The sequence below is a fragment of the Bifidobacteriaceae bacterium genome (genome assembly GCA_031281585.1).
Taxonomy (GTDB): domain Bacteria; phylum Actinomycetota; class Actinomycetes; order Actinomycetales; family WQXJ01; genus JAIRTF01.
In genome coordinates this window covers 1-20,239 of the sequence record JAITFE010000047.1, presented here as the reverse complement: position 1 = coordinate 20,239, position 20,239 = coordinate 1, and the positions used below count along the sequence as shown (strand labels likewise).

16 protein-coding genes are annotated in these 20,239 nt (G+C 67.3%); 14 read left to right on the top strand and 2 right to left on the bottom strand.

Annotated features, from left to right (window positions below; translation table 11 throughout):
• Window positions 1-39 precede the first annotated feature (39 nt).
• The 6 genes from LBC97_04900 to LBC97_04875 all read left to right on the top strand — a co-directional run bounded on the left by LBC97_04900 (window position 40) and on the right by LBC97_04875 (window position 6,651).
• Window positions 40-1,179: an acyl-CoA dehydrogenase family protein gene (locus LBC97_04900; protein MDR2565390.1), complete on the top strand. Its 1,140-nt coding sequence runs from the start codon at window positions 40-42 to the stop codon at window positions 1,177-1,179.
• Between the two features lie 19 nt (window positions 1,180-1,198).
• On the top strand, window positions 1,199-2,494 hold the full coding sequence (locus tag LBC97_04895) for an FAD-dependent oxidoreductase (protein ID MDR2565389.1): 1,296 nt from the start codon (window positions 1,199-1,201) through the stop codon (window positions 2,492-2,494).
• Window positions 2,491-2,802, top strand: coding sequence for a ferredoxin family protein (locus tag LBC97_04890; GenBank protein MDR2565388.1), 312 nt, complete (start codon window positions 2,491-2,493; stop codon window positions 2,800-2,802). The genes LBC97_04895 and LBC97_04890 overlap by 4 nt, the downstream gene beginning before the upstream one ends.
• A gap of 126 nt (window positions 2,803-2,928) precedes the next feature.
• The gene (locus tag LBC97_04885; GenBank protein ID MDR2565387.1) at window positions 2,929-4,155 is read left to right on the top strand and encodes a hypothetical protein; all 1,227 of its coding nucleotides are present in this window, start codon (window positions 2,929-2,931) and stop codon (window positions 4,153-4,155) included.
• Window positions 4,156-4,217: 62 nt separating this feature from the next.
• Window positions 4,218-5,177: an FKBP-type peptidyl-prolyl cis-trans isomerase gene (locus LBC97_04880; GenBank protein ID MDR2565386.1), complete on the top strand. Its 960-nt coding sequence runs from the start codon at window positions 4,218-4,220 to the stop codon at window positions 5,175-5,177.
• A gap of 169 nt (window positions 5,178-5,346) precedes the next feature.
• Window positions 5,347-6,651, top strand: a complete 1,305-nt coding sequence (locus LBC97_04875) for an FAD-binding oxidoreductase (GenBank protein ID MDR2565385.1) — start codon at window positions 5,347-5,349, stop codon at window positions 6,649-6,651.
• On the opposite strand, the gene LBC97_04870 is transcribed toward LBC97_04875, so the two are convergent.
• On the bottom strand, window positions 6,648-7,997 hold the full coding sequence (locus LBC97_04870) for a sodium-dependent transporter (protein MDR2565384.1): 1,350 nt from the start codon (window positions 7,995-7,997) through the stop codon (window positions 6,648-6,650). The genes LBC97_04875 and LBC97_04870 overlap by 4 nt on opposite strands.
• Before the next feature lie 437 nt (window positions 7,998-8,434).
• Here LBC97_04870 and LBC97_04865 point away from each other — a divergent pair, with 437 nt between their 5' ends.
• The 6 genes from LBC97_04865 (at window position 8,435) to tcmP (ending at window position 17,888) form a co-directional block, all read left to right on the top strand.
• Window positions 8,435-9,676: an extracellular solute-binding protein gene (locus LBC97_04865; GenBank protein ID MDR2565383.1), complete on the top strand. Its 1,242-nt coding sequence runs from the start codon at window positions 8,435-8,437 to the stop codon at window positions 9,674-9,676.
• A 246-nt stretch (window positions 9,677-9,922) separates the two neighbouring features.
• Window positions 9,923-11,257 (top strand): sugar ABC transporter permease, encoded by a 1,335-nt coding sequence (locus tag LBC97_04860; protein MDR2565382.1) that lies wholly within the window; start codon window positions 9,923-9,925, stop codon window positions 11,255-11,257.
• On the top strand, window positions 11,257-12,171 hold the full coding sequence (locus LBC97_04855; GenBank protein ID MDR2565381.1) for a sugar ABC transporter permease: 915 nt from the start codon (window positions 11,257-11,259) through the stop codon (window positions 12,169-12,171). Before LBC97_04860 ends, LBC97_04855 begins: the two co-directional genes overlap by 1 nt.
• Window positions 12,172-12,196: 25 nt before the next feature.
• Window positions 12,197-12,964 carry an ABC transporter permease gene (locus LBC97_04850; protein MDR2565380.1) on the top strand — a complete coding sequence of 256 codons (768 nt, stop codon included), beginning with the start codon at window positions 12,197-12,199 and terminating at the stop codon, window positions 12,962-12,964.
• Between the two features lie 274 nt (window positions 12,965-13,238).
• A complete protein-coding gene (gene lysX / locus LBC97_04845) occupies window positions 13,239-16,643 on the top strand; it encodes a bifunctional lysylphosphatidylglycerol synthetase/lysine--tRNA ligase LysX (GenBank protein ID MDR2565379.1) in 3,405 nt (1,134 codons plus the stop codon).
• A gap of 66 nt (window positions 16,644-16,709) precedes the next feature.
• On the top strand, window positions 16,710-17,888 hold the full coding sequence (tcmP, locus tag LBC97_04840; GenBank protein MDR2565378.1) for a three-Cys-motif partner protein TcmP: 1,179 nt from the start codon (window positions 16,710-16,712) through the stop codon (window positions 17,886-17,888).
• Window position 17,889: 1 nt separating this feature from the next.
• Here tcmP and LBC97_04835 read toward each other — a convergent pair whose 3' ends face one another.
• Complete coding sequence (locus LBC97_04835; GenBank protein MDR2565377.1) at window positions 17,890-18,636, bottom strand: phage Gp37/Gp68 family protein; 747 nt, start codon at window positions 18,634-18,636, stop codon at window positions 17,890-17,892.
• Between the two features lie 241 nt (window positions 18,637-18,877).
• Between LBC97_04835 and LBC97_04830 the strand changes: the two genes are divergently transcribed.
• Together LBC97_04830 and LBC97_04825 are read left to right on the top strand one after the other, a co-directional pair.
• Window positions 18,878-19,306 carry a helix-turn-helix domain-containing protein gene (locus LBC97_04830; protein MDR2565376.1) on the top strand — a complete coding sequence of 143 codons (429 nt, stop codon included), beginning with the start codon at window positions 18,878-18,880 and terminating at the stop codon, window positions 19,304-19,306.
• A 118-nt stretch (window positions 19,307-19,424) separates the two neighbouring features.
• The coding region (locus LBC97_04825) for an N-acetyl-gamma-glutamyl-phosphate reductase (GenBank protein ID MDR2565375.1) at window positions 19,425-20,239 on the top strand (815 nt) is incomplete at its 3' end.

The window sequence follows — 20,239 nt, the reverse complement described above, 5'->3', positions numbered from 1 at the left end:
CACCACAACCCAAGGGGAAAACTCGAAGAGGAAAACCAAATGTATGACATGAGCTTGAACAAGGAAGAGCAACTGATCCTCAAGGCCGTGCGGGAGTACGCCGAGAAGCACGTGGCCCCGGCCGCGAAGGGGGCCGACCGCGCGGGCGAGGTCTGCTGGGAGGCGGTCAACCGGGGGATCGAACTGGGCCTCCACGCGCTGGCCATCCCCGCCGAATACGGCGGGCCGGGCGTCTCGCACGTGCTGAGCGTCATCCTGGTGGAGGAGATCTCGAAGGCCTGCACCGGCATCACCGGCACCCTCCTGGCCTGCAACCCGGCCAGCTATCCGGTGCTGATCGCGGGGAACGAAGAGCAAAAGCGGTACTTCGCGGACTTGATCCTGGGCGGGAAACTGGCCGCGTTCTGCCTGACGGAGCCGGGCGCCGGGTCAGACGCGGGCGCGGTGGCCACCACGGCGGTGCGGGACGGCGACGAATGGGTGCTGAACGGCACCAAGCGGTTCGTCACCAACGGCGGCGTGGCGGGCGTCTACACGGTTTTCGCCACGGTGGACCGCGCCCTGGGGTTGAAGGGGCTGACGGCGTTCATGGTGGAACGGGACCGCGAGGGCGTCCAAATCGGGGCCAAAGAGGACAAGATGGGGATCCGCGCCACCAGCACCACCGACGTGGTTTTCACCGACGTGCGGGTGCCCGCCGACCACTTGTTGGGCGGCGAGGGCGACGGGTTCAAAATCGCCATGAAGACGCTGGATCTGTCGCGGCCGGTGGTGGCGGCGCAGGCGGTCGGGATAGCGCAAGCCGCCCTCGACCTGGCTGTCGTCTACGCCGGCGAACGCAAACAGTTCGGCAAGCCGATCGCGGCGAACCAGGGCGTCCAATTCATGCTGGCGGACATGGCCATCAAGACCGAGGCCGCCCGGTGGCTGACCCGGCGCGCCGCCTGGTTGCAGGACGCGGGCTTGCCGAGCACCAAAGAGGCGGCCATGGCCAAGACCTTCGCCGGGGACACCGCGATGAGCGTCACGACGGATGCCGTCCAGGTCTTTGGCGGCTACGGCTACAGCCGCGACTACCCGGTTGAGAAGCTCATGCGAGACGCCAAAATCACGCAGATCTACGAGGGCACCGCCCAGATTCAGCGCCTGGTGGTGGCCGGCCAACTGTTGCGCGGCTAGGAAAGGTCGGAGGCTGGCGATGGCAGAGGATCGATTCGACGCGATCATTGTGGGCGGCGGGTTGGCCGGGTTGGCGGCCGCGCACACCCTGGCGGCGGCCGGCCGCGAGGCCTTGGTGTTGGAGCGCGGGGACTACTGCGGGGCCAAGAACGTCACGGGCGGGCGGCTGTACGTGTCGCCAATCCGGGAAGCGTTGGGCGACCTGCTGGACGGCGCGCCGTTCGAGCGCCCCATCACCCAGGAGGAACTGTGCGTGATGAGCGGCGGGTCAAGCTTGTTGGCGCGCCTGTGCGACCCGCAGATCGAGGCGGAACCCCACCAGAGCTACTCGGTTAGCCGCGCGAAGCTCGACCGGCACTTGGCCAGGCGGGCGGAAAGTCGCGGCGCGGTGGTGGCGACCAAGCAGAAAGTCGAGCGCCTGATCTGGGCGGGCGGGAAGGTCGACGGGGTGGAGGCCGGCGGCGAAGAGTTGCGCGCCAACGTGGTCATCTGCTGCGACGGGGTGCTGTCGTTCACGGCCCGCGAGGCGGGGCTGCGCGGCCCCATGCCGCCCGGGCAATTCGCCCTGGGGGTGAAGCAGGTGATAGAGCTTCCCGCCGAGGCGATCGAAAGCCGGTTCAACCTTGCGCCGGGCGCCGGGGTGGCGCGACTGTTCATGGGGGACCCGACCCAGGGCAAGTTCGGCGGGGGCTTCCTGTACACCAACAAGGAAAGCATCAGCCTTGGATTGGTGGTGGGTTTGACGGCCCTCGCGGAACGCGAGCCGAAGACCGCGCCTTGGGAGCTGCTCGAGCGTTTCAAGGCCCGCCCGGAGGTGGCCCGGCTGATCGACGGCGGCCAGGCGGTGGAATACTCGGCGCACCTCATCCCCGAGGGCGGCTACGACGCGTTGTCGCGCCTGAGCGGGGAGGGGATCCTGGTGGCGGGGGACGCGGCCGGCTTCTCCATCAACGCGGGCATCACGGTGCGCGGCATGGAATACGCCCTGATGAGCGGGCATCTGGCGGCGCGAACGGCGGTCGCGGCATCCGAGCGGGGCGACTACGGCGCCGCGTCCTTGGGCCTCTACGAGCGCCTCTTGCGGGACAGCTTCGTCATGGCGGACTTCAAAGAGCACCGCAAAGTGGCGCGCGCCTTGGACCACGACCGGTTCTTCGCCTACTACCCGGAGTTGGCGACCTCGGTTCTGGGCGCCCTGTACCGGATGCCGCCGGGTCCCAAGCCAAGGATCTTCAAAACGCTGGCGGGCGCGCTCACGTTACGCGATCTGGCCCGCGCGGCCGTGAGGGACCTGCCGAAGGTGGTGCGGCTGTGAGCGGGGGCGGCGGCCAGGCGGCGCCACAGGCGCCTGGCGCGGCCACGGCGCTGTTAGGCCTGAACGTCTTCAGGGAGGGCAAAGCCTTCCACATCCGGGTCAAGCCCGGCAGCGAGGGCGATCCGCGCCTGCTCCTGGCGGTGGCGGCCTGCCCGGCGGGCCTTTACACCGTCGGGGGTGACGGCAGGGTCGAATTGGGCCGGGACGGCTGCCTGGAATGCGGGGCGTGTTGGCTGCTGTGCGGCCCCGACGTGCTGGAGTGGACCTACCCGGAGGGCGCGGCCGGCGTCCAGTACCGCTTCGGGTGATACAGCCTAAAAGTCGTGGAAGTCGCCCAGACGACCCAGTTGACGGCCGCTGACCGGCTGCGGATTCCGCGTCGGGCCCGGCGCGGCGTCGGGGTGGATCTGGAACCGTCCCCCGACAATTGGAGCATGGACCAAAACGACACCCGTAACGACGACTCCCCGAAGGCAGTGCTGTCCCGTCCAGTCGAAGGCTGGCTGAAATGGGCGGCCTCAGACGAACTGGCGGAGTTCATCCGCGCCGCCGCCGCGCAAGTCCCGGAGTTCGCCGCGTTCGCCGAGCGCGAGGGCACCGTCAAGGCCCTGGACGTGGGCGACCTGGGGGAAAGGATCGTGGAGGCGTTCGTCACCGCGAAGGACGACGATTTCGACCCACTCGCCTACTTTGACGACGATGACGACAATGACGACGACGAGCCTGACGACGACGAACTCGACGACGAAGACGACTTCGAGGACTACTTCGACGACGAGGACTTTGACGACGACTGGGACCTGAACACGGACCTGCTCACCGAGATCGCGACACGGGCGACGCACGCGCCGAGCGTCGAATTGCTGCGCGCCATCGAGGCCGGGGTGACTCACCTCCGCGAACTGTCCGCCAGCGAGGGGCCGGGGGCGGCGGCGCCCGCCGTGGGGGCGCAGGTGTTGGGGATGCTTCACCAGCAGGCCGCGACCGGCCTTGCGGAATCCTTGACCCGCGAGGAGCGGGAGAAGCTGGCCGACTGGCTGCATTGGCTGACTTTTGAAGCTCCGGGCGGCGGCATGCTGGTGCCCGTGGCCGAATACGACGGGGCGTTGGACACGTCCGCTTGGGGGCGTTTCCGCTCGAAAGCGGCCGAGACCCGGCGTCGGCGCGGACGCCACGAGAGCGTTCAGCGAGCGGGGGCTTGGATTGACCGCGAATTCGCCATCCTGGGCCGCGACGAAGACCTGATTCGCGAGTTGATAACCGTGGAGCCGGATGATCCGGACAGTTATTCGGACCTGGCGCACGCGCTGAGCCGGGCGGGCTTTGAGGACGCCGCGCAAGCGGCGGCGACCAGCGGCTTCGAGGCGATGGAGCGCCTTTCCAGGAATCCGGCCGGCCCGGACGTCGAACCTGACCCCAGCCTGGCCGACCTGTTGGCGGAGGCGGCCAAGCGGCGCGGCGACCTGGAGGGCGCTGCGGCGGTTTGGTTGCGCTACCTGCCGCTGGACCCATCCCCGGAGAGCCTCGCCGCGTTCCGGGAGGCGGCCGAGGAGGCGGGCACTTGGGAAAGAGACCGCGAGAATGTGGCCCGCATTCTGGCGGAAGCCCTGTCGCCGGATGTGTTGGAGTTCGTGAACGAACTGCTTGACCGAGACGACTGAGCGGCCGAACCCGCCGAGGCAGCCTCTAGGATGGCTCAGTCACTTGAAACGGAGGAATCGGCATGAGGAAACGCATGGTGCTGGCGGGGTTGGTGTGCGTCGGTTTGACAGTCACGGCGTGCAGCGGCGAGGGGGACGGCGGCGCCAAGACGCCGGATGGCTCGGGGAGCCCCGCGGCGGCCAACCCGCTGGCGGCGGTGGAATGGGTGGAGGGCGACTCGCCTTCGCTTGACTTCGCGAAGCCGTTCAACCTGAACCAACCCAGCGCCTCACGGGTTGCCAAGGCTGGCGACGGGGCCGAGGTGAAACCCGGCGACCTTGTGCTCATGGACTACGCGCTCTTCGGCGGGTTGGACGGGTCGCTGCAGGCCTCGACCTATGAGGGCGGCCCGCCTGACGCCTACATAGTCACCGAGCAGCCGACCGACGGCGACTACATTCGCGAGGCGATCAACGGGCAAAAGGTCGGGGCCCAGGTGGTGCTCAGCTTCACCACGCCGGGGCAGGCGGCCGCCAACGCGGACGGTTCGGCTTCCCCCGCCCCGGATGACACCTATCTGGTGGCGTTGAGCATCAAGAAGGCGCAACCCATGCTCAAAAGCGCCGAAGGCGAAGCCCTCACCCCGGACCAGCCAGGCCTGCCCACAGTCTCATTCGGCGAGGACGGCAAACCTTCGATCGCCATCCCCGAGGGCGCCGAGCCGCCCGCCGAACTGGTCAGCCAACGCCTGATTGAGGGGACCGGCCCCGCCGTCGCCGCAGATCAGGCCGTGGGCGTCAACTACGCCGGCTGGCTGTGGGACGGAACCCAGTTTGACAGTTCCTGGGAGCGGGGGGCGCCGACCGCCTTCTTCCTGTCCGGCGTGGTCCAAGGCTGGGCGCAAGGGCTGACCGGCGTGCCGGTGGGCAGCCGCGTCTTGTTGGTAGTACCGCCCGAACTGGGCTACAAGGACCAGGACATGGGCACAATCCCTCCGAACTCGACCCTCGTCTTCGTGGTGGACATCCTCGCCGCCGCCTGACTCGGATTGACGCGGGTATGCTGAATGCCGCAAGACCGACCGCGCTAAAGCCCCGCCGTCGCGGCGTTCGGGCCGGCGGCTTGCGGTTTGCACGCAAGATGGACCCACCCCCAGGGGACCCGCGCGCCATGCGGCGGAACCCCGCTATCGCGAAGGACAGGAGCGCGCCATGGCCCTCACCGGCGACGTCATTGTTATCGGGGCCGGCATTGTCGGCTCCTCGGCCGCCTACCAGTTGGCCAAAGCCGGGCGCAAGGTCGTCCTGATCGACAAGGGCGCGGGGCCCGGTTTCGGCTCGACCAGCGCCTCGAGCGCCGTCATCCGCTTCGAGTATTCGAAGCTGGAGACCGCCGCGACGGCCTGGGAGTCGAGGTTCGTCTGGCAGAACCTGCGCGACTACCTGGAGGCGCCGCCAAGCGAGGACGTGGCGAAGTTCCACCAGATCGGCATCTTGATCATGGATTCCGTCTCCTTCACCCATGAGCATCTGCGGGCGCTCTTCGAAGAGTTGGGGGTGGACTACCAGGAGTTCGACCCGGCCGGCCTCAGGGCCGCCTATCCCAGCATCGACAACGGCCGCTTCTATCCGCCCAAGCGAATCGACACGGAGGAGTTCTGGGCGGACCCCACCGGAGAGCTTGGCGCCATGCTGACCCCGCAAGCCGGGTTCATCGACGACCCGCGGCTGGCCGCCCAGAACTTCGCCAAAGCGGCCGAACGCCAAGGCGCTAGGACTTGCTACAAGACCCGGGTGGTCGGCATCGGGCAACGTGGCGGCGTGTGGCGGATCGACCTGAGCGACGGGACGGTGGCGGAGGCGCCGGAGGTGGTCAACGCGGGCGGCCCGTGGTCCGCCGAGCTTCTGAAACTGGCCGGGGTGGGCGCGGAGTTCAACATCACGACCCGGCCCATGCGCCAAGAGGTCCACGCGGTCGCCGCGCCGCCCTCCTACAACCAAGGCGGCCAGCTGGGGCCGGTCGTGGTGGACGAGGACCTGGGCTACTACCTGCGCCCCGAGCCGAGCGGGTCGCTGATCGTGGGCGGCGCGGAACCGGAGTGCGACGGGTTCGACTGGGTGGACGGCCCGGTCGACCAGGTCGACATGAACCGGACCCAGGCCCTGTTCGACGCACAGGTCACGCGCGCCGCGCGGCGGTTCCCGGACATCGCCATCCCGCCCCGGCCGAGCGGCGTGGTTGGCGTCTACGACGTGGCCTCGGACTGGACGCCGATCCTCGACAAGACAGCCGCCGAGGGGTTCTACGTGGGCATTGGGACCTCGGGGAACTCGTTCAAGTACGGCCCACTGCTGGGGGAGTACCTGAACGCGATCGTCACGGCCACGGAGGACGGCCAGGATCACGATGCCGTGCCGGCCACCTGGCAAAGCCCGAGGACCGGGCGCCAGGTCGGCTTGGGCTTCTTCTCCCGGTTGCGGTCGGCGCACACCACCTCCGGCGGCGTGTCCGGCTAGAAGAACGCGCTGACGAAGATCACCAGCACGGCGATCGGGCACAGGTACTTGATCGCCACTTTCAGCCAGACCTTGGCGAAGGCCGATTTGACGTTGCAGGCCGCCACGAACTTGTCGGCGCCCCAAATCCAGCCCACGAACACCGCGATGATGAACGCGCCGATCGGCAAGAGGTAGTTGTTGGCCAGCGAGTCGAAGACGTCGAACATCGGGTCGAAGGAGAAAACGGCGACAAGCGCCACCACGTTCTGGATCGCCAGGGTGATCACCAGCGACACGCCGCGTTTGAGGTTGAACTGGTCCATCATCATGCCGACGCAGGCCTCGATCACCCCGGCCATGGAGGTCAGGGCGGCGAAGTAGAAGCCCACGTAGAACAGCGTGCCGAAGGCCGTGCCGAAGGGGATCTGGTTGAAGGCGTTCGGCAGGGTCATGAAGACCAAACCGGGGCCGGCCTCCGGCGCCAAGCCGGCGGAGAACAGCACGGGGAAGATCATGAAGCCGGCCAACAGCCCGGCCACCACCAGCGAGGAGCACACCATGACGGAGGCCCGCGCGATCTTCTCGCGCGGGTTCTTGACATAGGAGCCGAACATCATGGACGCCAGCATGGCGATCCCGACCGCGAAGAAGGACTGCCCCAGCGCCGATTGGACGGTGCCCAGCCCAAATTCCGAGAAGTCCGGCTTGAGCAGGAAGGTCAGCCCCTCGCCGCCGCCCGGCAGGGTGAGCCCGAAGATGATTAGCCCCACCATCACGACGGCCAAGAGCGGCAGCAGCACCTTCGAGAGCATTTCGACGCCGCGCTTGACGCCGCCGACCACCACCAGGGCGTTGATCGCCAGATTGGCGAGGCAGAACGCCGCCACCTCCCACGGGTGGCCAACCAGGTCGTTGAAATAGGCCTGCGTGCCCTCGGCGTCCAGGCCTTTCAACTCGCCCAGCGGGGTCGCCACGATGTACTTGAGGATCCAGCCGAAGATCGGCGTGATGTACCCGATCAGCATCAGGGCGGTCGCCAGGTGGAGCCAACCGGCCAGGTGCCAGGGCTGGCGGCGGGGCTCCAGCGCCTGGTACGCCTTGACCGCCGAGCCTTGCCCTTTGAACCCGATCACCATTTCCGCCGCGAGCAGCGGCACGCAGATGACCGCGATGATGACCAGGTAGGTGATCAGATAGAGCGACCCGCCGTTCTCTCCCAGCATGTAGGGGAAGCGCCAGATGGTGCCCACGCCGACCGCGAAGCCGATCGTTGTGATGATGAAGCCATAGGCGGAGGAAAAAGCGTTTCCGCCGTGCTGGGCTGAGGGTGTGGTCGCTTCTTTGTGCGAAGCCGGTTTTGCCATGGGGAGCCTCCAGGTTGGGGGATTGGCCGCAAGGGCGCGGCGCCGCGCCCTTGGGTAGCGTAGCCGCAAATCGTTACGGAATTGATACAAATCCGGCGCACGATGCCGCCTGGTCGCCCCCCGTTTTTGGGGCCCGATCCGCAATTCGGCCGCCGGGCGCGGGCCGGGGCGCTGCCGCGCGTTACAACTTTATAACGTTATTGGCCCAAGGACTCCTCAAGCGGGAGCCAAAGCACCAAAAAAAGGCCAGTTCAGCGCATCGGCTGGCCGCGCAACAAGGGGATCGAAACGGGCTCCCGACCACCGTCCAGGATGTGAGGCTACTCACGCGTTTTTGTTTCCGCTGTGTTTCCGCCACTAGCGTTGCTCCTTGACAACCGATGTCGCGGACGCCCTCGGTGCGCTCGCGGGAGTCATAACAATATGGAGGCGAATAAATGAAGCGTGTTACAGTCCTGGCCGTCTTGGCACTGGGCCTGACCGCCGGCCTGGCGGCCTGCGGCGACGATTCAAAAGACAACGACAATGGCTCAGGGTCGACCGGCGAAGTGACCCTGAGCGTGTGGGGGCCAAAAGAAGACCAGGCTAACGCCTCGTCATGGCTCCAGACCCAAGAGGCGGCGTTCGAAAAGGCGCATCCTGAATGGAAGATCACCTGGAAGAACTCCGTGGTGTCGGAAGGCGACGCCGCCACCACCGTAAAGCAGGACACGTCCGCTGCGGCCGACGTGTACATGTTCGCCAACGACCAGCTTGGCAACCTGGTTGAGGCGAGCGCGATCGGCGTGGTTCCGGCGAACGTCCTGTCCCAGGTGCAAGAGCAAAACGAAGACATCATGATCACATCTGTGACGGGCGCGGACGGCAAGGTCTACGGCGTCCCGTTCACGGCCAACACCTGGTTCATGTACTACGACAAGTCGGTCTTCACGGAGGAGGACGTCAAGAGCCTGGACGCCATGCTGGCCAAGGGCAAGGTCGCCTTCCCGCTGGACACCGCCTGGTACCTGCCCTCGTTCTACATTGGGAACGGCTGCACGCTGTACGGCCCGGAGGGCACCGATGAGGCGGCCGGAGTCGATTTCTCGGGCGCCAAGGCGGCGGATGTGACCGCCTACCTGGTGGGGCTGGTGGCCAACCCCAACTTCGTGGTCGACTCGAATGGCGCGGGCCTGGCGGGGATCCAGAACAAGACCATCAACGCCTATTTCTCCGGCTCGTGGGACGGCGCGGCGGTCCAAGAGGCTTTGGGCGACAATTTCGGGGCAGCCCAATTGCCGACGTTCACCTTGGGCGGCCAGCAGGTCCAGATGAAGTCCTTCGCGGGCTCCAAGGCGATCGCTTTCAACCCGAACGCCAAGAACGCGCAGGCCGCTGCGGCGTTCGCGGCTTTCCTCGGCTCGACGGAGGCTCAAAAGGCCCACTACGACATGCGCGGGATCATCCCCACGGACAAGTCGCTGGCCTCTGATTCCGCCGTCGCGGCGGACCCGGTGGCGCTCGCCCAGATCGACACGGTGGCCGCCACATCGGTGTTCCAGCCGACCGTTCCGGCGATGGGCAATTTCTGGACGCCCACGGAAAACTTCGGCAAGGCGCTGGTTTCCAAGGAGGTCACCGCCGCCAACGCGGCCGAGCAGACGGAAGCCTGGAATTCTTCCCTGAATGCGGGCAGCTAGCAGCCAACTCGCTGACTCATGAGGGGTAGTGTGGACCCTTGGAGTTGAATGAAGGCCGCGGCCGGGGCGGTGGCCCCTGCCGCGGCCCTCATGTCGTCCCCCTTAGGTCACCTCCCGTATTTCTTTCTTGTCGAAGAAGGTGGATAACCAGTGACACAAACGACGGCTCCGGTCGGCGCGGAAAAGCGCCCCAGGAGCAAACCGGGACGGAAAGCCCCGGCTCGAGTCCCGCCGTCACCTTATTCCCTGGGCGCCGCCTTTAGGCGCGGGGACGCGTTCACAAAAGCGAGCGCTCTGGTGATGGGTCTGGGCAACATGGTTCGCGGCCAGGTCGTGAAGGGCCTGATCTTCCTGGCGGCGGAGGCGGTGTTCGTCTGGCTGCTCATTACCTCTGGGATAGGCAGCTTGAAGGGCCTGGGCGAGTTGGGCCCCATCACGAAAGGCACCCAGGACTGGGACGCGGACGGCAATTACGTTGTCCTCAACCCCACCAATTCCGTGCAGGTACTGCTTTACGGAATCGCCTGGGCCCTGATCGTGCTGCTCTTCATTGTCCTGTGGTCGTTCGCGGTCCGCAGCGCTTACAAGGCCGAGGTGCTGGTCCGCGAGAAGGGCAAGGCGCCCTCGTTCGGCCAGGACCTGAAGTCGCTCGCAGACAAGCGCCTGTACGGCACTTTGATGACGTTGCCGACTCTGGGTTTGCTGGTCTTCACGGTCCTGCCGCTGGTCTTCATGATCTCGATGGCGTTCACCAGCTTCGACCAGAACCACACGCCCGCCTTCAACTGGGTGGGCTTGAAGAACTTCTCCGTGGTGCTCTCAAGCCAGGGGTCCGGGGACATTGGCGTCAACGCCAAGCTGTTCGTCTCCGTGCTGATCTGGACCTTGGTCTGGGCGTTTTTCGCCACCTTCTTGAACTTCTTCCTCGGCATGTTCATGGCGATGATCATTTTGCGGGTGGGGACCAGGCTCAAGAGCTTCTGGCGGGTCTGCTTCTCCATGTCGATCGCGGTGCCGCAGTTCGTGTCCCTGCTGGCGATCAACCAGATGCTGCAGCAAGAGGGCATAGTCAACCAAATGCTGCGGAACTGGGGCTGGATCGACGAGTCGCTCCCGTTCTTCACCAACGCCACCTGGGCGCGGGTCACCGTGATCGTGGTCAACCTGTGGATCGGCATTCCCTACACCATCATGCAGGTGACGGGCATCCTGCAGAACATTCCGGCCGAGACGCATGAGGCGGCCAAGATTGACGGCGCGAACTGGTGGGAGCGCTACATCTACGTGACCATGCCGTACATCTTCTTCGTCATGACCCCGTACCTGATCACCACGTTCACGTCCAACGTCAACAACTTCAACGTCATCTACCTGCTGTCGAACGGCGCGCCGACGCCTGTGGGCGATTCGGCGGGCAAGACGGACTTGTTGATCACCTGGCTGTACAAGCTGACGGTCGACAAGGGCAATTACAACGTTGGCGCCGTGATCGGCATCTTCACCTTTGTGGTGCTGGCGGTGGTCGCGCTGGTCACCTACCGCAGCAGCGGGTCGTACAAGAACGAGGAGGGATTCCGCTGATGAGCGCGACAGTTATCGACCTGGAAAGCCCCGGCTTGGAGCCCGAGGAGCGCCACGGCGCGGGCCTGAGGACCCGGCGGATCGTCAGCGACGTGGCCAGCCACCTCTTCTTGGCGGTCATGGCGGTGGCGTGGCTCGTCCCGGTGGCGTGGGTGTTCATGGAGAGCTTCAACGCCAACACGAAGCCTTACACCACCACGTTCTTCCCGACGGAGTACACGTTCGACAACTACATCCAGTTGTTCACGGAGACCGAGGTCATGAACTTCGGCCAGATGTTCCTGCGCACGCTGATCATCGCGATCGTGGTGTGCGTGATCAGCGTGTTCTTCGTGCTGTCGGTGGCGTACTGCATGAGCCGGCTGCGTTTCCGCATGCGCAAGCCCTTCATGAACGGCGCGCTGATCCTGGGCATGTTCCCCGGGATCATGTCCGTCGTGGCGATCTACTTCATCCTGAAGGCCATGGGGCTGACGTCCTCCACGACGGGGACCACGGTCGCGTTGATCATTGTGTACGCGGGCGGGTCCGGGGCCACGTTCTACGTCATGAAGGGGTTCATGGACACCATCCCCTTCTCGCTGGACGAGGCCGCCATCCTGGACGGCTGCACCGGCTGGCAGGTCTTCACCAAGATCATCCTGCCGATCACCAAGCCGATGATCGTCTACCAGGCCATTGTCGGCTTCATGGTCCCCTGGCTGGACTTCGTGTTGGCCAAGGCCATCTGCCGCACCCAGGAGAACTACACCGTGTCGCTGGGCCTGTGGCAGATGCTCCAGCGCGAGTACATCGGCACGTGGTTCGCCCGCTTCGCGGCGGGGGCAGTCTGCGTGTCGTTGCCGATCGCCATCCTGTTCGTGCTGATGCAGCGGTTCTACCAGACCTCCATGTCCGGGGCCGTCAAGGGCTGAGGGCCGCGAGCGGCGGTCCCAGAGGATGGATCAGGCGACAAGCGGCGCCAAGGCGCGCGGGCTGACCGACCGGCAACTCAAGGTCATCGGCTTGACGCTGCTCGCCGCCTCGATGGTCGGAACGGCAGTGGTCCAAAAGGGCATGCCGGCGGACTTGGCGCAGGTCGGGGTTGGCCGCCTGAGCGCGGCGATCCTGTTGGAGGCCGCCTCCTGGGCGGCCATCCCGATCTACGCCTGGTTCGTCTGCCAGGGTTTCTCCCGCACCCGCTCGGTCGGCCTCTACGCGCTGCGGTTGGCGGCGCTGGCCGCCGTCAGCGAGGTGCCCTACGACCTGGCCACCAGCGGCCGGGCGTGGGACATGTCGTCGCAGAACCCGGTGTGGGCCCTGCTCGCCGCCCTGGCGGTGCTGGCTATGGGCGCCGGCGCGGGCCGGTTCCAGGCCACTTCGCGCCTCGCGCGCGGGGCGTTGTGGGCCGTGCTCGGCGTCGCGGGGGCGCTCTGGCTGTTGCTGTTCAACGTGGGCCTGCGCCTGGGCCTGATGCCGACGGGCCTCTTGGTCTTGGCGTTCGCCCTGGTGTTCCGGCTGCTCGCGGAGCGGCGCAACACCATGATGTTCACGGGCGCGGCCATCGGCGTGCTGGGCGGGATCACCCCCGCCGCCGGACTGGTGGTCTTGCACTTCGGCAACGGCCGCCAAGGCCTTGGCCACAACTGGGAGAAATACCTCTTCTATTTCCTGTACCCGTTGTTCCTGGTGGCGGCGGGTCTCTACCGGGTCCTAGGAGGCCGGTGAAAAACCGGCCTCCTAGGACCGAAACGGTGTTTTCCTGCTTGGGCCCACACCGAAGGTGGGGAGTTTCCGCTGGTCAGCGTTCCGCCGCCCCTCGTCAACACGGTCGGAGCGTGGTTATTCACCACGCTCCTGGCCCCGTAGGCCGGCCACCCTGGCCGCCGCGCGGTGGTCGGTCCACCTGCGGTCCCGCCCGCCTCAGGCTCCGGTGCGGCACAATGGCCTTAGCGGCGCCCCCGCACCCATAGGGCGCACGCATCGGGGGAAAGGAACCGCCATGGCCAAGCGGGAGACAACCGAGGCCCGCGACTGGCGTGCCAACCGCACGCCGGTCTGGGCCGCCCGCATTCTGGGTTTCGCGGCCGTATGGGCGCTGATCGCGGGGCCCACCCGCCGCCTCTTCCCGCACGCCTACCGCGCGGTTTGGACGGTGCTGGACGCCCTCAACCTGCCCGGCAACCCCTCCTTCTTCAACTTCGCCGCGCTGTTGGTGCTGGCCGTGGCCATCCGGCACCGCAAGCGCGCGGCCATGTGGACGGTCATCCTGGTGATCCAGGCCCCGGCGGTGATCTACGCGGGCGTCCTCGTGGCGGCGTGGGCGGCCGGGTTCGACTGGCACGGCCTGGTCTACCCCAGCCTGGTCATCCGCTTGGGGGTGGCCGCCGTGCCGGTGCGGGTGGGTGTCAGCGTGGTCGTGGCCGCCGCCGTATCCGGGTGGTTGGTGGCGCAACGCAAAGCCTTCGGCGCGCTGGTGTCCAAAGGGGCGGCCGTCAAGGCCGTCGCCACTTTGGCGGCCGGCCTGGCCCTGGCGGCCGCGTGGGCGTTCGCCTGGGCCGCCGCCATCGGCTCGAAGGCGGATTCGCTGGCCCTCAAAGCCTGGTGGGCGGTGAACGTCACCCTGGGGCAGGGCCCGGAGGAGATCATCACCGGCTCGGGGATTGGCGGACGGCCGGAGTTCCACCCGGCTATGACGGACGCGGTGGCGCCGTGGTGGGTCATCCGCTCCACCTCGGCGCTGGGCATGCTCGCCGTGCTGGCCGCGCTGATCGTGTTCACCCGCTCCGACCGGCGCCTGACCGCCATCACCGACGCGCAAGAGCTGGCGTTGCGCCGGCTGCTCTGGCGGTACGGCGAGCAAGACTCGCTGGGCTATTACAACCTGCGCGGCGACAAGTCGGCCGTTTTCTCGGCGGACGGCCAGGCAGCGGTGGTGGGCCGCGTGATCGGCGGCGTCTTGCTGGCCAGTTCGGACCCGGTGGGGGACAGGGCGTCCTGGGGGGACGCCATCGGACGCTGGATCGACCTGGCCAGGCGGCACGGCTGGACGCCTGCGGTGGTCTCCGCCACCCGGCGGGGCGGGCGGGCCTGGCAGGCGGCGGGGCTGCGCTCGCTGGAACTCGGCGACGAGGCCATCATCCGCCCCGACCACTTCTCGCTCCGCGACCCCAGGCTGCGGCCGGTGGCGGAGGCGGCCAGGCGGGCGCGCCGCGCCGGCTATACGACGCGGGTCCGGCGCCAGCAGGACATTCCGGCCGAGGAGTTGGCGACCCTCGCCCGGGACGCGGAGTTCTGGCGCCGGGGCGACGAGCGCGGTTTTTCCATGACGTCGGGGCGGGTCGGCGACCCGAGCGACGGGCGCGACCTGATCGTCACAGCGCATGACTCGACCGGGCAGGTCAGGGCGCTGCTGACGTTCGCGCCCTGGGGGCGGCGCGGTGCCTCGCTGGACGTGATGCGCCACGATCCGAGGGCGCACGGCGGCACCACCGAGTTGATGGTGACCGCCTTGGTGGAGGCGGCGCGGGACAGCGGGATTGAGCGCGTCTCCCTTAACTTCGCGGTGCTGCGGCGGTTCTTGGTGGACGGCGCCCAGGTGGGGGCCTACCCCATGGCGCGGCTGGTGCGCCGGTTGTTGCTGGTGGCCTCGCGCTGGTGGCAGATCGACGGGCTTTACCGGTCGAATGAGAAGTACCTGCCGGATTGGCAGCCCCGCATGATCTGCTTCGACCACGGGGCGTCCCTGGCGGAGGTGATCGTGGCGATCGGCCGGGCGGAGGGCTTCTTGCCGGACCGCTCGCCCGCGGACCTCCTGCCGGGCGGCGGAGGCGGCCTGGGCGGTCCCAGCGACCCGGCGCTGGTGGCCGCCGTCGCGGAGTTGGACCGCGCCGAACTGGCCGCGCCGACACGCGAGCCGGCCCCCGACAGGGTGGTGGCCGCCCGCCTCAAGCACCGGGACGAGTTGGCGGCGGCGGGCGTGGAGCCGAACCCGGTGGCGGTCCCGCGCACCATGTCGCTGCGGGAGGCCCTCCAACGTTCGGACGGCGTGGCGGCGGGCGACCGGACGGCATCGGCGGCGGAATTCTCCGTGGTGGGGCGCATCCTGCGCAAACGGGACCACGGCGGGGTGGTCTTCGCGGACTTGCGGGAAGGCGTGGTCGAACTTCAGGTGTTGGCCGGGCGGGGCACGCTGGCGGGCTTCGACCTGTTCAAACGGCACGCGCAGCTTGGCGACGTGGTCTCGGTCACGGGCTCCCTGACGCTCACCCGCACCGGGGAACTGAGCCTCGAAGCCACCAGTTGGGCCATGGCCGCCAAATCGGTGGCGCACCCGCCGTCGAAGCGGCGCCTGGAAAACGCCGCGCCCAAGCCCACCCCGGCGTTGGCGCGGGCGCCGCACCTGGTGTTGGCGACCAACAACCGGGCGATGGAGTTGATCTACGCGCGGTCGGCCGCGACGGCGGCTTTGCGCTCCGCGCTCGGGGAACGGGGCTTCATCGAGGTGGAGACGCCCATCCTCCAGCCAGTCCACGGGGGCGCCAACGCGCGCCCGTTCAGGACCCACATCAACGCCTATGACATGGACCTTTACTTGAGGATCGCGCCGGAGTTGTACCTCAAGCGGCTGGCCGTGGGCGGCGTGGAACGCGTCTTCGAACTGGGCAAGAACTTCCGCAACGAGGGCGTGGACCGCAAACACAATCCGGAGTTCACGTCGTTGGAGGCCTACCAGGCGTACTCCGACTACGAGGGCATGCGGTTGCTGACCCAGGACTTGATCCGCGCGGCGGCGCTGGCGGTGCACGGCGAGCCGGTGGCCGTGGCTCCGGACGGGCGCCAAGTCTCCTTGGCGGGGGATTGGCCGGTCGTTTCGGTGCACGATGCCGTCTCCAAGGCTTTGGGGGCGCCCGTCACGGCGGCCACGGGGCTGGGCGAGCTCCGCCCGCTGGCCGCGGGCGCGGGAGTCGCGTTCCGCGACGAGTGGACCGCGGGGGAGGTCGTGGCGGAGCTGTACGACGCGTTGGTGGAGGGCCAGACCTTCGAGCCGACGTTCTACAAGGACTTCCCCGTCGAGACCTCGCCGTTGACCCGGAAGCACCGTTCCCAGCCCGGTTTGGCGGAGCGTTGGGACCTGGTGGCGTTCGGCACGGAGGTAGGCACCGCGTATTCGGAGTTGACGGACCCGGTGGACGAGCGCCAGCGGCTGACCGCCCAATCCGCCAAGGCGGCCGCCGGCGACCCGGAGGCGATGGAGATCGACGAGGACTTCTTGAACGCCCTGGACTTCGGCCTGGTGCCCATGGGCGGCCTGGGCCTGGGCGTGGACCGCGTGGTCATGACCTTGACGGGCACCACCATCCGCGACACGCTGACTTTCCCGTTCGTCCGCCCTCCGGGCGCCTAGTCCCACCCGCCGCTTCTATCCACTTCAACTCAGACGGGTGTCAGACCCCGCTGGAATGATTGGCACATGGCGACGGGAACCAGCGCAGGGCTGCTGGATGAGAAGCACGCGCAATCAATGTTCAAACACGCGATCTTGCGACAATACCTTCCCCGCTTCATCGCCAAGACCGGTTCCCGGAGCCCCCGAGTGCTCCTCGTTGACGGCTACGCTGGCACAGGCGATTCTGGCGCGGGTCCTGGTTCGGCGAAGCTGATGCTGCAAGCGGCGCGGGACACGGGCAGCCTGACGCAGGTGGACATCTACCTGGTCGAGAGCAATGCCACCAACTACAAGCGACTCAGCGAGACGGCGGCCCTTTTCAGGCAAAACGGCATCCAGGTGCAGGACCGCAAGGGCCGCATCGAAGACGAGTTGCCGCCCATCATCGCCGGGTCGAAGGGCGCTGCGCTGTTCTTGTTCCTCGACCCCTGTGGCGCGCTAATGCCATTTGACTACGTGCGCGACACGCTGACCGGCCCGAGAGCCGCCAAGTTCCCGCCGACCGAGGGCTTCCTCAATTTCTCGGACGGCCTTGTGCGCAGAGCGGCGGGACAGGTTCTGAAGCACTCCAGCGACCAAGAAGGGGCAGCGCGCCTCGACGGCGTGTGCGGCGGCCCATGGTGGCGGGACATTGCGGCGCGATTGCGTCCCAGGGATGCGGCTGAGAGTTTCGAAGCCATAGCCCAAGCGGTCGCCAACGAATATGCCCGGCGTCTGGCGTCTGCCACCAGCATGGACGGGATCGTCGTGCCGGTGCGCAAACGCATTGACCACCAGCCCATTTACCACCTGATTTTCCTGACCAGGCACACGGAAGGGCTGTGGAGCTTCGCCGATTGCCTCGGCGCGGCCTGGCCGGAATGGGTCGAGGCGATGGCGCGCGAGCCGGACCGGTCGCAGCCCGACCTTTTCAACGGGGCCGGAGTCACGCTCGAAGGCGCCACCCTCAGGGCGCAACTCAAACGCGACGCGCTACGTCAGCAGGCCGAATCGGCGGCCGCAGTGGAGGCAAACATCCGAAGGATCGCGGCCACAGGCCAAAAGTTCCGGCTGGTTGACCATGTGGCCGAGGTCTTCGCCGACGTCCTCGGAATCGCGCGCGAAAAGCAAGCGCGCAGCGCCGTCGCCGCCTTGCTAAAACGCGGCGAAATCCGGTTGGTTCGGGCCGACAAGCGGCTTCAGCGCCGGTTGTATTCCCGGTGAGTCATCCGGTGCCGGTCAACAATGGTTTCTCGTCCCAGGTGCGGCCGTCGAGTTCACGTCCCCGGACCTTGGGCGCCCGCCCGCCCCACTGCTTGAAGAAGAACGGTACGTTCGCTTGAAGGCAGTTGTCCCTGATGCCGCGCGCCCAGTCGATGTGCATGGGCCGGCAGCGCGGGCCGGACTCGCCTCCGGCGATCACCCAGTCGATACCGGCGAGGTTGAGCGTTGAGAGGTCGCCGAGCAGCGGTTCGCAGGACAAGAATTTGACGGCGGCCGGGATGACGCGCAACTCGCTCACACGGCGGCTGGCCCCCATATTCTCCACCGACACTCCCAGCCACAGATTGTCCGGCCACTCGACGCTGGCACTGAGCCGACGAGCTCGTATAGGGCGCTTGGTCAAGACCTGGTAGGTGTGCTGGGGCGTCTCGCGGATCACCTCCACGACCTCGAGTATGAACTCAGTGGTCACCTTGGCGTGGAACAGGTCGCTCATTGAGTTCACGAACACCGTCCTGTGACCGGTCCAGGTGTGGGGCTGGCTCAACGATTCGGGGTGCATGGCCACGCCGAAGCCCGGCCCCGATGTGCGCGGGTTGCCATCGGTTTGGTACTGGGGAGTGCCCATCGCTTTGAGCCGCCGGGCCATGGCCAATGCGTAGCAGTTGTCGCAGCCAGCGGAGATGCGGTCACAGCCGGTCACCGGGTTCCAGGACAGTTCGGTCCATTCGATGCTGGTCTTCTTCACAAGCAACCTTTCGCGCACCACAGATTCGACGGGTCAAGCTTGCCACCCAAGTCTGACGGCCGGTCGAAGGCAGAGCCGTGGTGGCAGGGTCGGCCACTCGACGAGCCCTCGCCACCCTCGTATCCGAGAAGACGCAGGTACGTTTGCAGCCCCACAGCGCCACTGGGGCAATTCAAGGCTGCGTATCACAATTGATACGATTGCCGATGTGGCAGATCAATCTGGCCGAGGAAATGGCCCGATGACCCGGCTGGCGTTCAGGAATGTGGACGCGTCTCCGCTGGATCCGGTGGAGACCTGGCCGCAAGAGGGCTTCCGGGCGGCGATCGAGCGCGGCTATCTGGCGGACTGGGCGCGGGTCGCCAACGCGGTTCGCGCAGAGCCGTACGGGGCGGCCGCCGCGAACTTGGCCGACGTCCTTCGCTATGTGGACGCGAGCCCGGCCGCGGTGTTGCTGGCCGAGATCTTGAAGAAGGCCCGCGCCCAGGCGGACCGGGAGGACGCCCAGGCGGTCGCCGCCGATATCCGGGCCCTGGTGGCCGGTTCCGGGTTGACCCAAACCGAGTTTGCCAGGCGTCTGGGCACCTCCCGCACCCGTCTTTCGACTTGGGTGAATGGCCGCGTCACGCCGGGTTCGGCAACGCTCCGGCGCATCCGCCGCCTGGCGTGAGTCGACCCAAAATGGGGACGGTACCTGTTTCCGGCTCGCCGGAAACAGGTACCGTCCCCATTTCTGCGGGTGCATGGAATTGCGGTGGAGCGCATAATCATGCGGTAGGCTGGGGCGCATGAGTTTCAGTGTGGCGGTTGCGGGGGCCTCCGGCTATGCCGGCGGCGAGACCCTGCGCTTGTTGGCGGCCCATCCGAAGGCGCGGGTCGGCGCGGTGACGGCCCACTCCAGCACGGGCCAAACGCTGCGCCGGCATCATCCGCACATCGCCGCTTTGGGGGAGCGCGTGCTTGCGGACACCACCCCGGAGGTCCTGGCCGGGCACCACGTCATTGTGCTCGCCCTGCCGCACGGCAAGTCCGGGGAGTTGGCCGCCGCCTTGGAGCAAGCCAGCCCCGATTCGATCCTGGTGGACCTGGGCGCGGACCACCGCCTCGAAGATCCCCAAGACTGGGCCGACTACTACGGCGGCGAGCACCCCGGGACCTGGACCTACGGCATGCCGGAACTCCTGGTCGGCTGGCGCGCGGGCGGGACCGGGGCGCCCAAGCAGCGCGACCGCCTCCGGGGCGCGGAGCGCATCGCGGTGCCGGGTTGCAACGTCACCGCGGTGACGTTGGCGCTGGCGCCTGGGATCACCTCCGGCCTGCTCAGCCCCAGTGACCTGACCGCAGTCCTGGCCAACGGCGTCTCCGGCGCCGGCAAGAGCCTCAAGCCGCACCTGCTCGCCTCCGAAATCCTGGGCGCGGCCAGCCCCTACGCGGTGGGCGGCGGCCACCGTCACATCCCTGAGATCATCCAGAACTTGGCCAAAGCGGGAGCCCCGGGCGGGCCCAAGCCCACCATCAGCTTCACTCCCACCCTGGTGCCCATGAGCCGGGGCATCCTGGCCACGGTCACCGCCAAACCGGGCCCGCGGTTTGACCCGGCCAA

Excerpts from the sequence above, each read along its gene's own strand:
- LBC97_04875 (MDR2565385.1), top strand. The coding sequence starts at position 5,347 with ATGGCCCTCACCGGCGACGTCATTGTTATCGGGGCCGGCATTGTCGGC.
- LBC97_04895 (MDR2565389.1), top strand. The coding sequence starts at position 1,199 with ATGGCAGAGGATCGATTCGACGCGATCATTGTGGGCGGCGGGTTGGCC.
- LBC97_04900 (MDR2565390.1), top strand. The coding sequence starts at position 40 with ATGTATGACATGAGCTTGAACAAGGAAGAGCAACTGATCCTCAAGGCC.
- LBC97_04885 (MDR2565387.1), top strand. The coding sequence starts at position 2,929 with ATGGACCAAAACGACACCCGTAACGACGACTCCCCGAAGGCAGTGCTG.
- lysX (MDR2565379.1), top strand. The coding sequence starts at position 13,239 with ATGGCCAAGCGGGAGACAACCGAGGCCCGCGACTGGCGTGCCAACCGC.
- LBC97_04870 (MDR2565384.1), bottom strand. The coding sequence starts at position 7,997 with ATGGCAAAACCGGCTTCGCACAAAGAAGCGACCACACCCTCAGCCCAG.
- LBC97_04830 (MDR2565376.1), top strand. The coding sequence starts at position 18,878 with ATGACCCGGCTGGCGTTCAGGAATGTGGACGCGTCTCCGCTGGATCCG.
- LBC97_04865 (MDR2565383.1), top strand. The coding sequence starts at position 8,435 with ATGAAGCGTGTTACAGTCCTGGCCGTCTTGGCACTGGGCCTGACCGCC.
- LBC97_04850 (MDR2565380.1), top strand. The coding sequence starts at position 12,197 with ATGGATCAGGCGACAAGCGGCGCCAAGGCGCGCGGGCTGACCGACCGG.
- LBC97_04880 (MDR2565386.1), top strand. The coding sequence starts at position 4,218 with ATGAGGAAACGCATGGTGCTGGCGGGGTTGGTGTGCGTCGGTTTGACA.
- tcmP (MDR2565378.1), top strand. The coding sequence starts at position 16,710 with ATGGCGACGGGAACCAGCGCAGGGCTGCTGGATGAGAAGCACGCGCAA.
- LBC97_04855 (MDR2565381.1), top strand. The coding sequence starts at position 11,257 with ATGAGCGCGACAGTTATCGACCTGGAAAGCCCCGGCTTGGAGCCCGAG.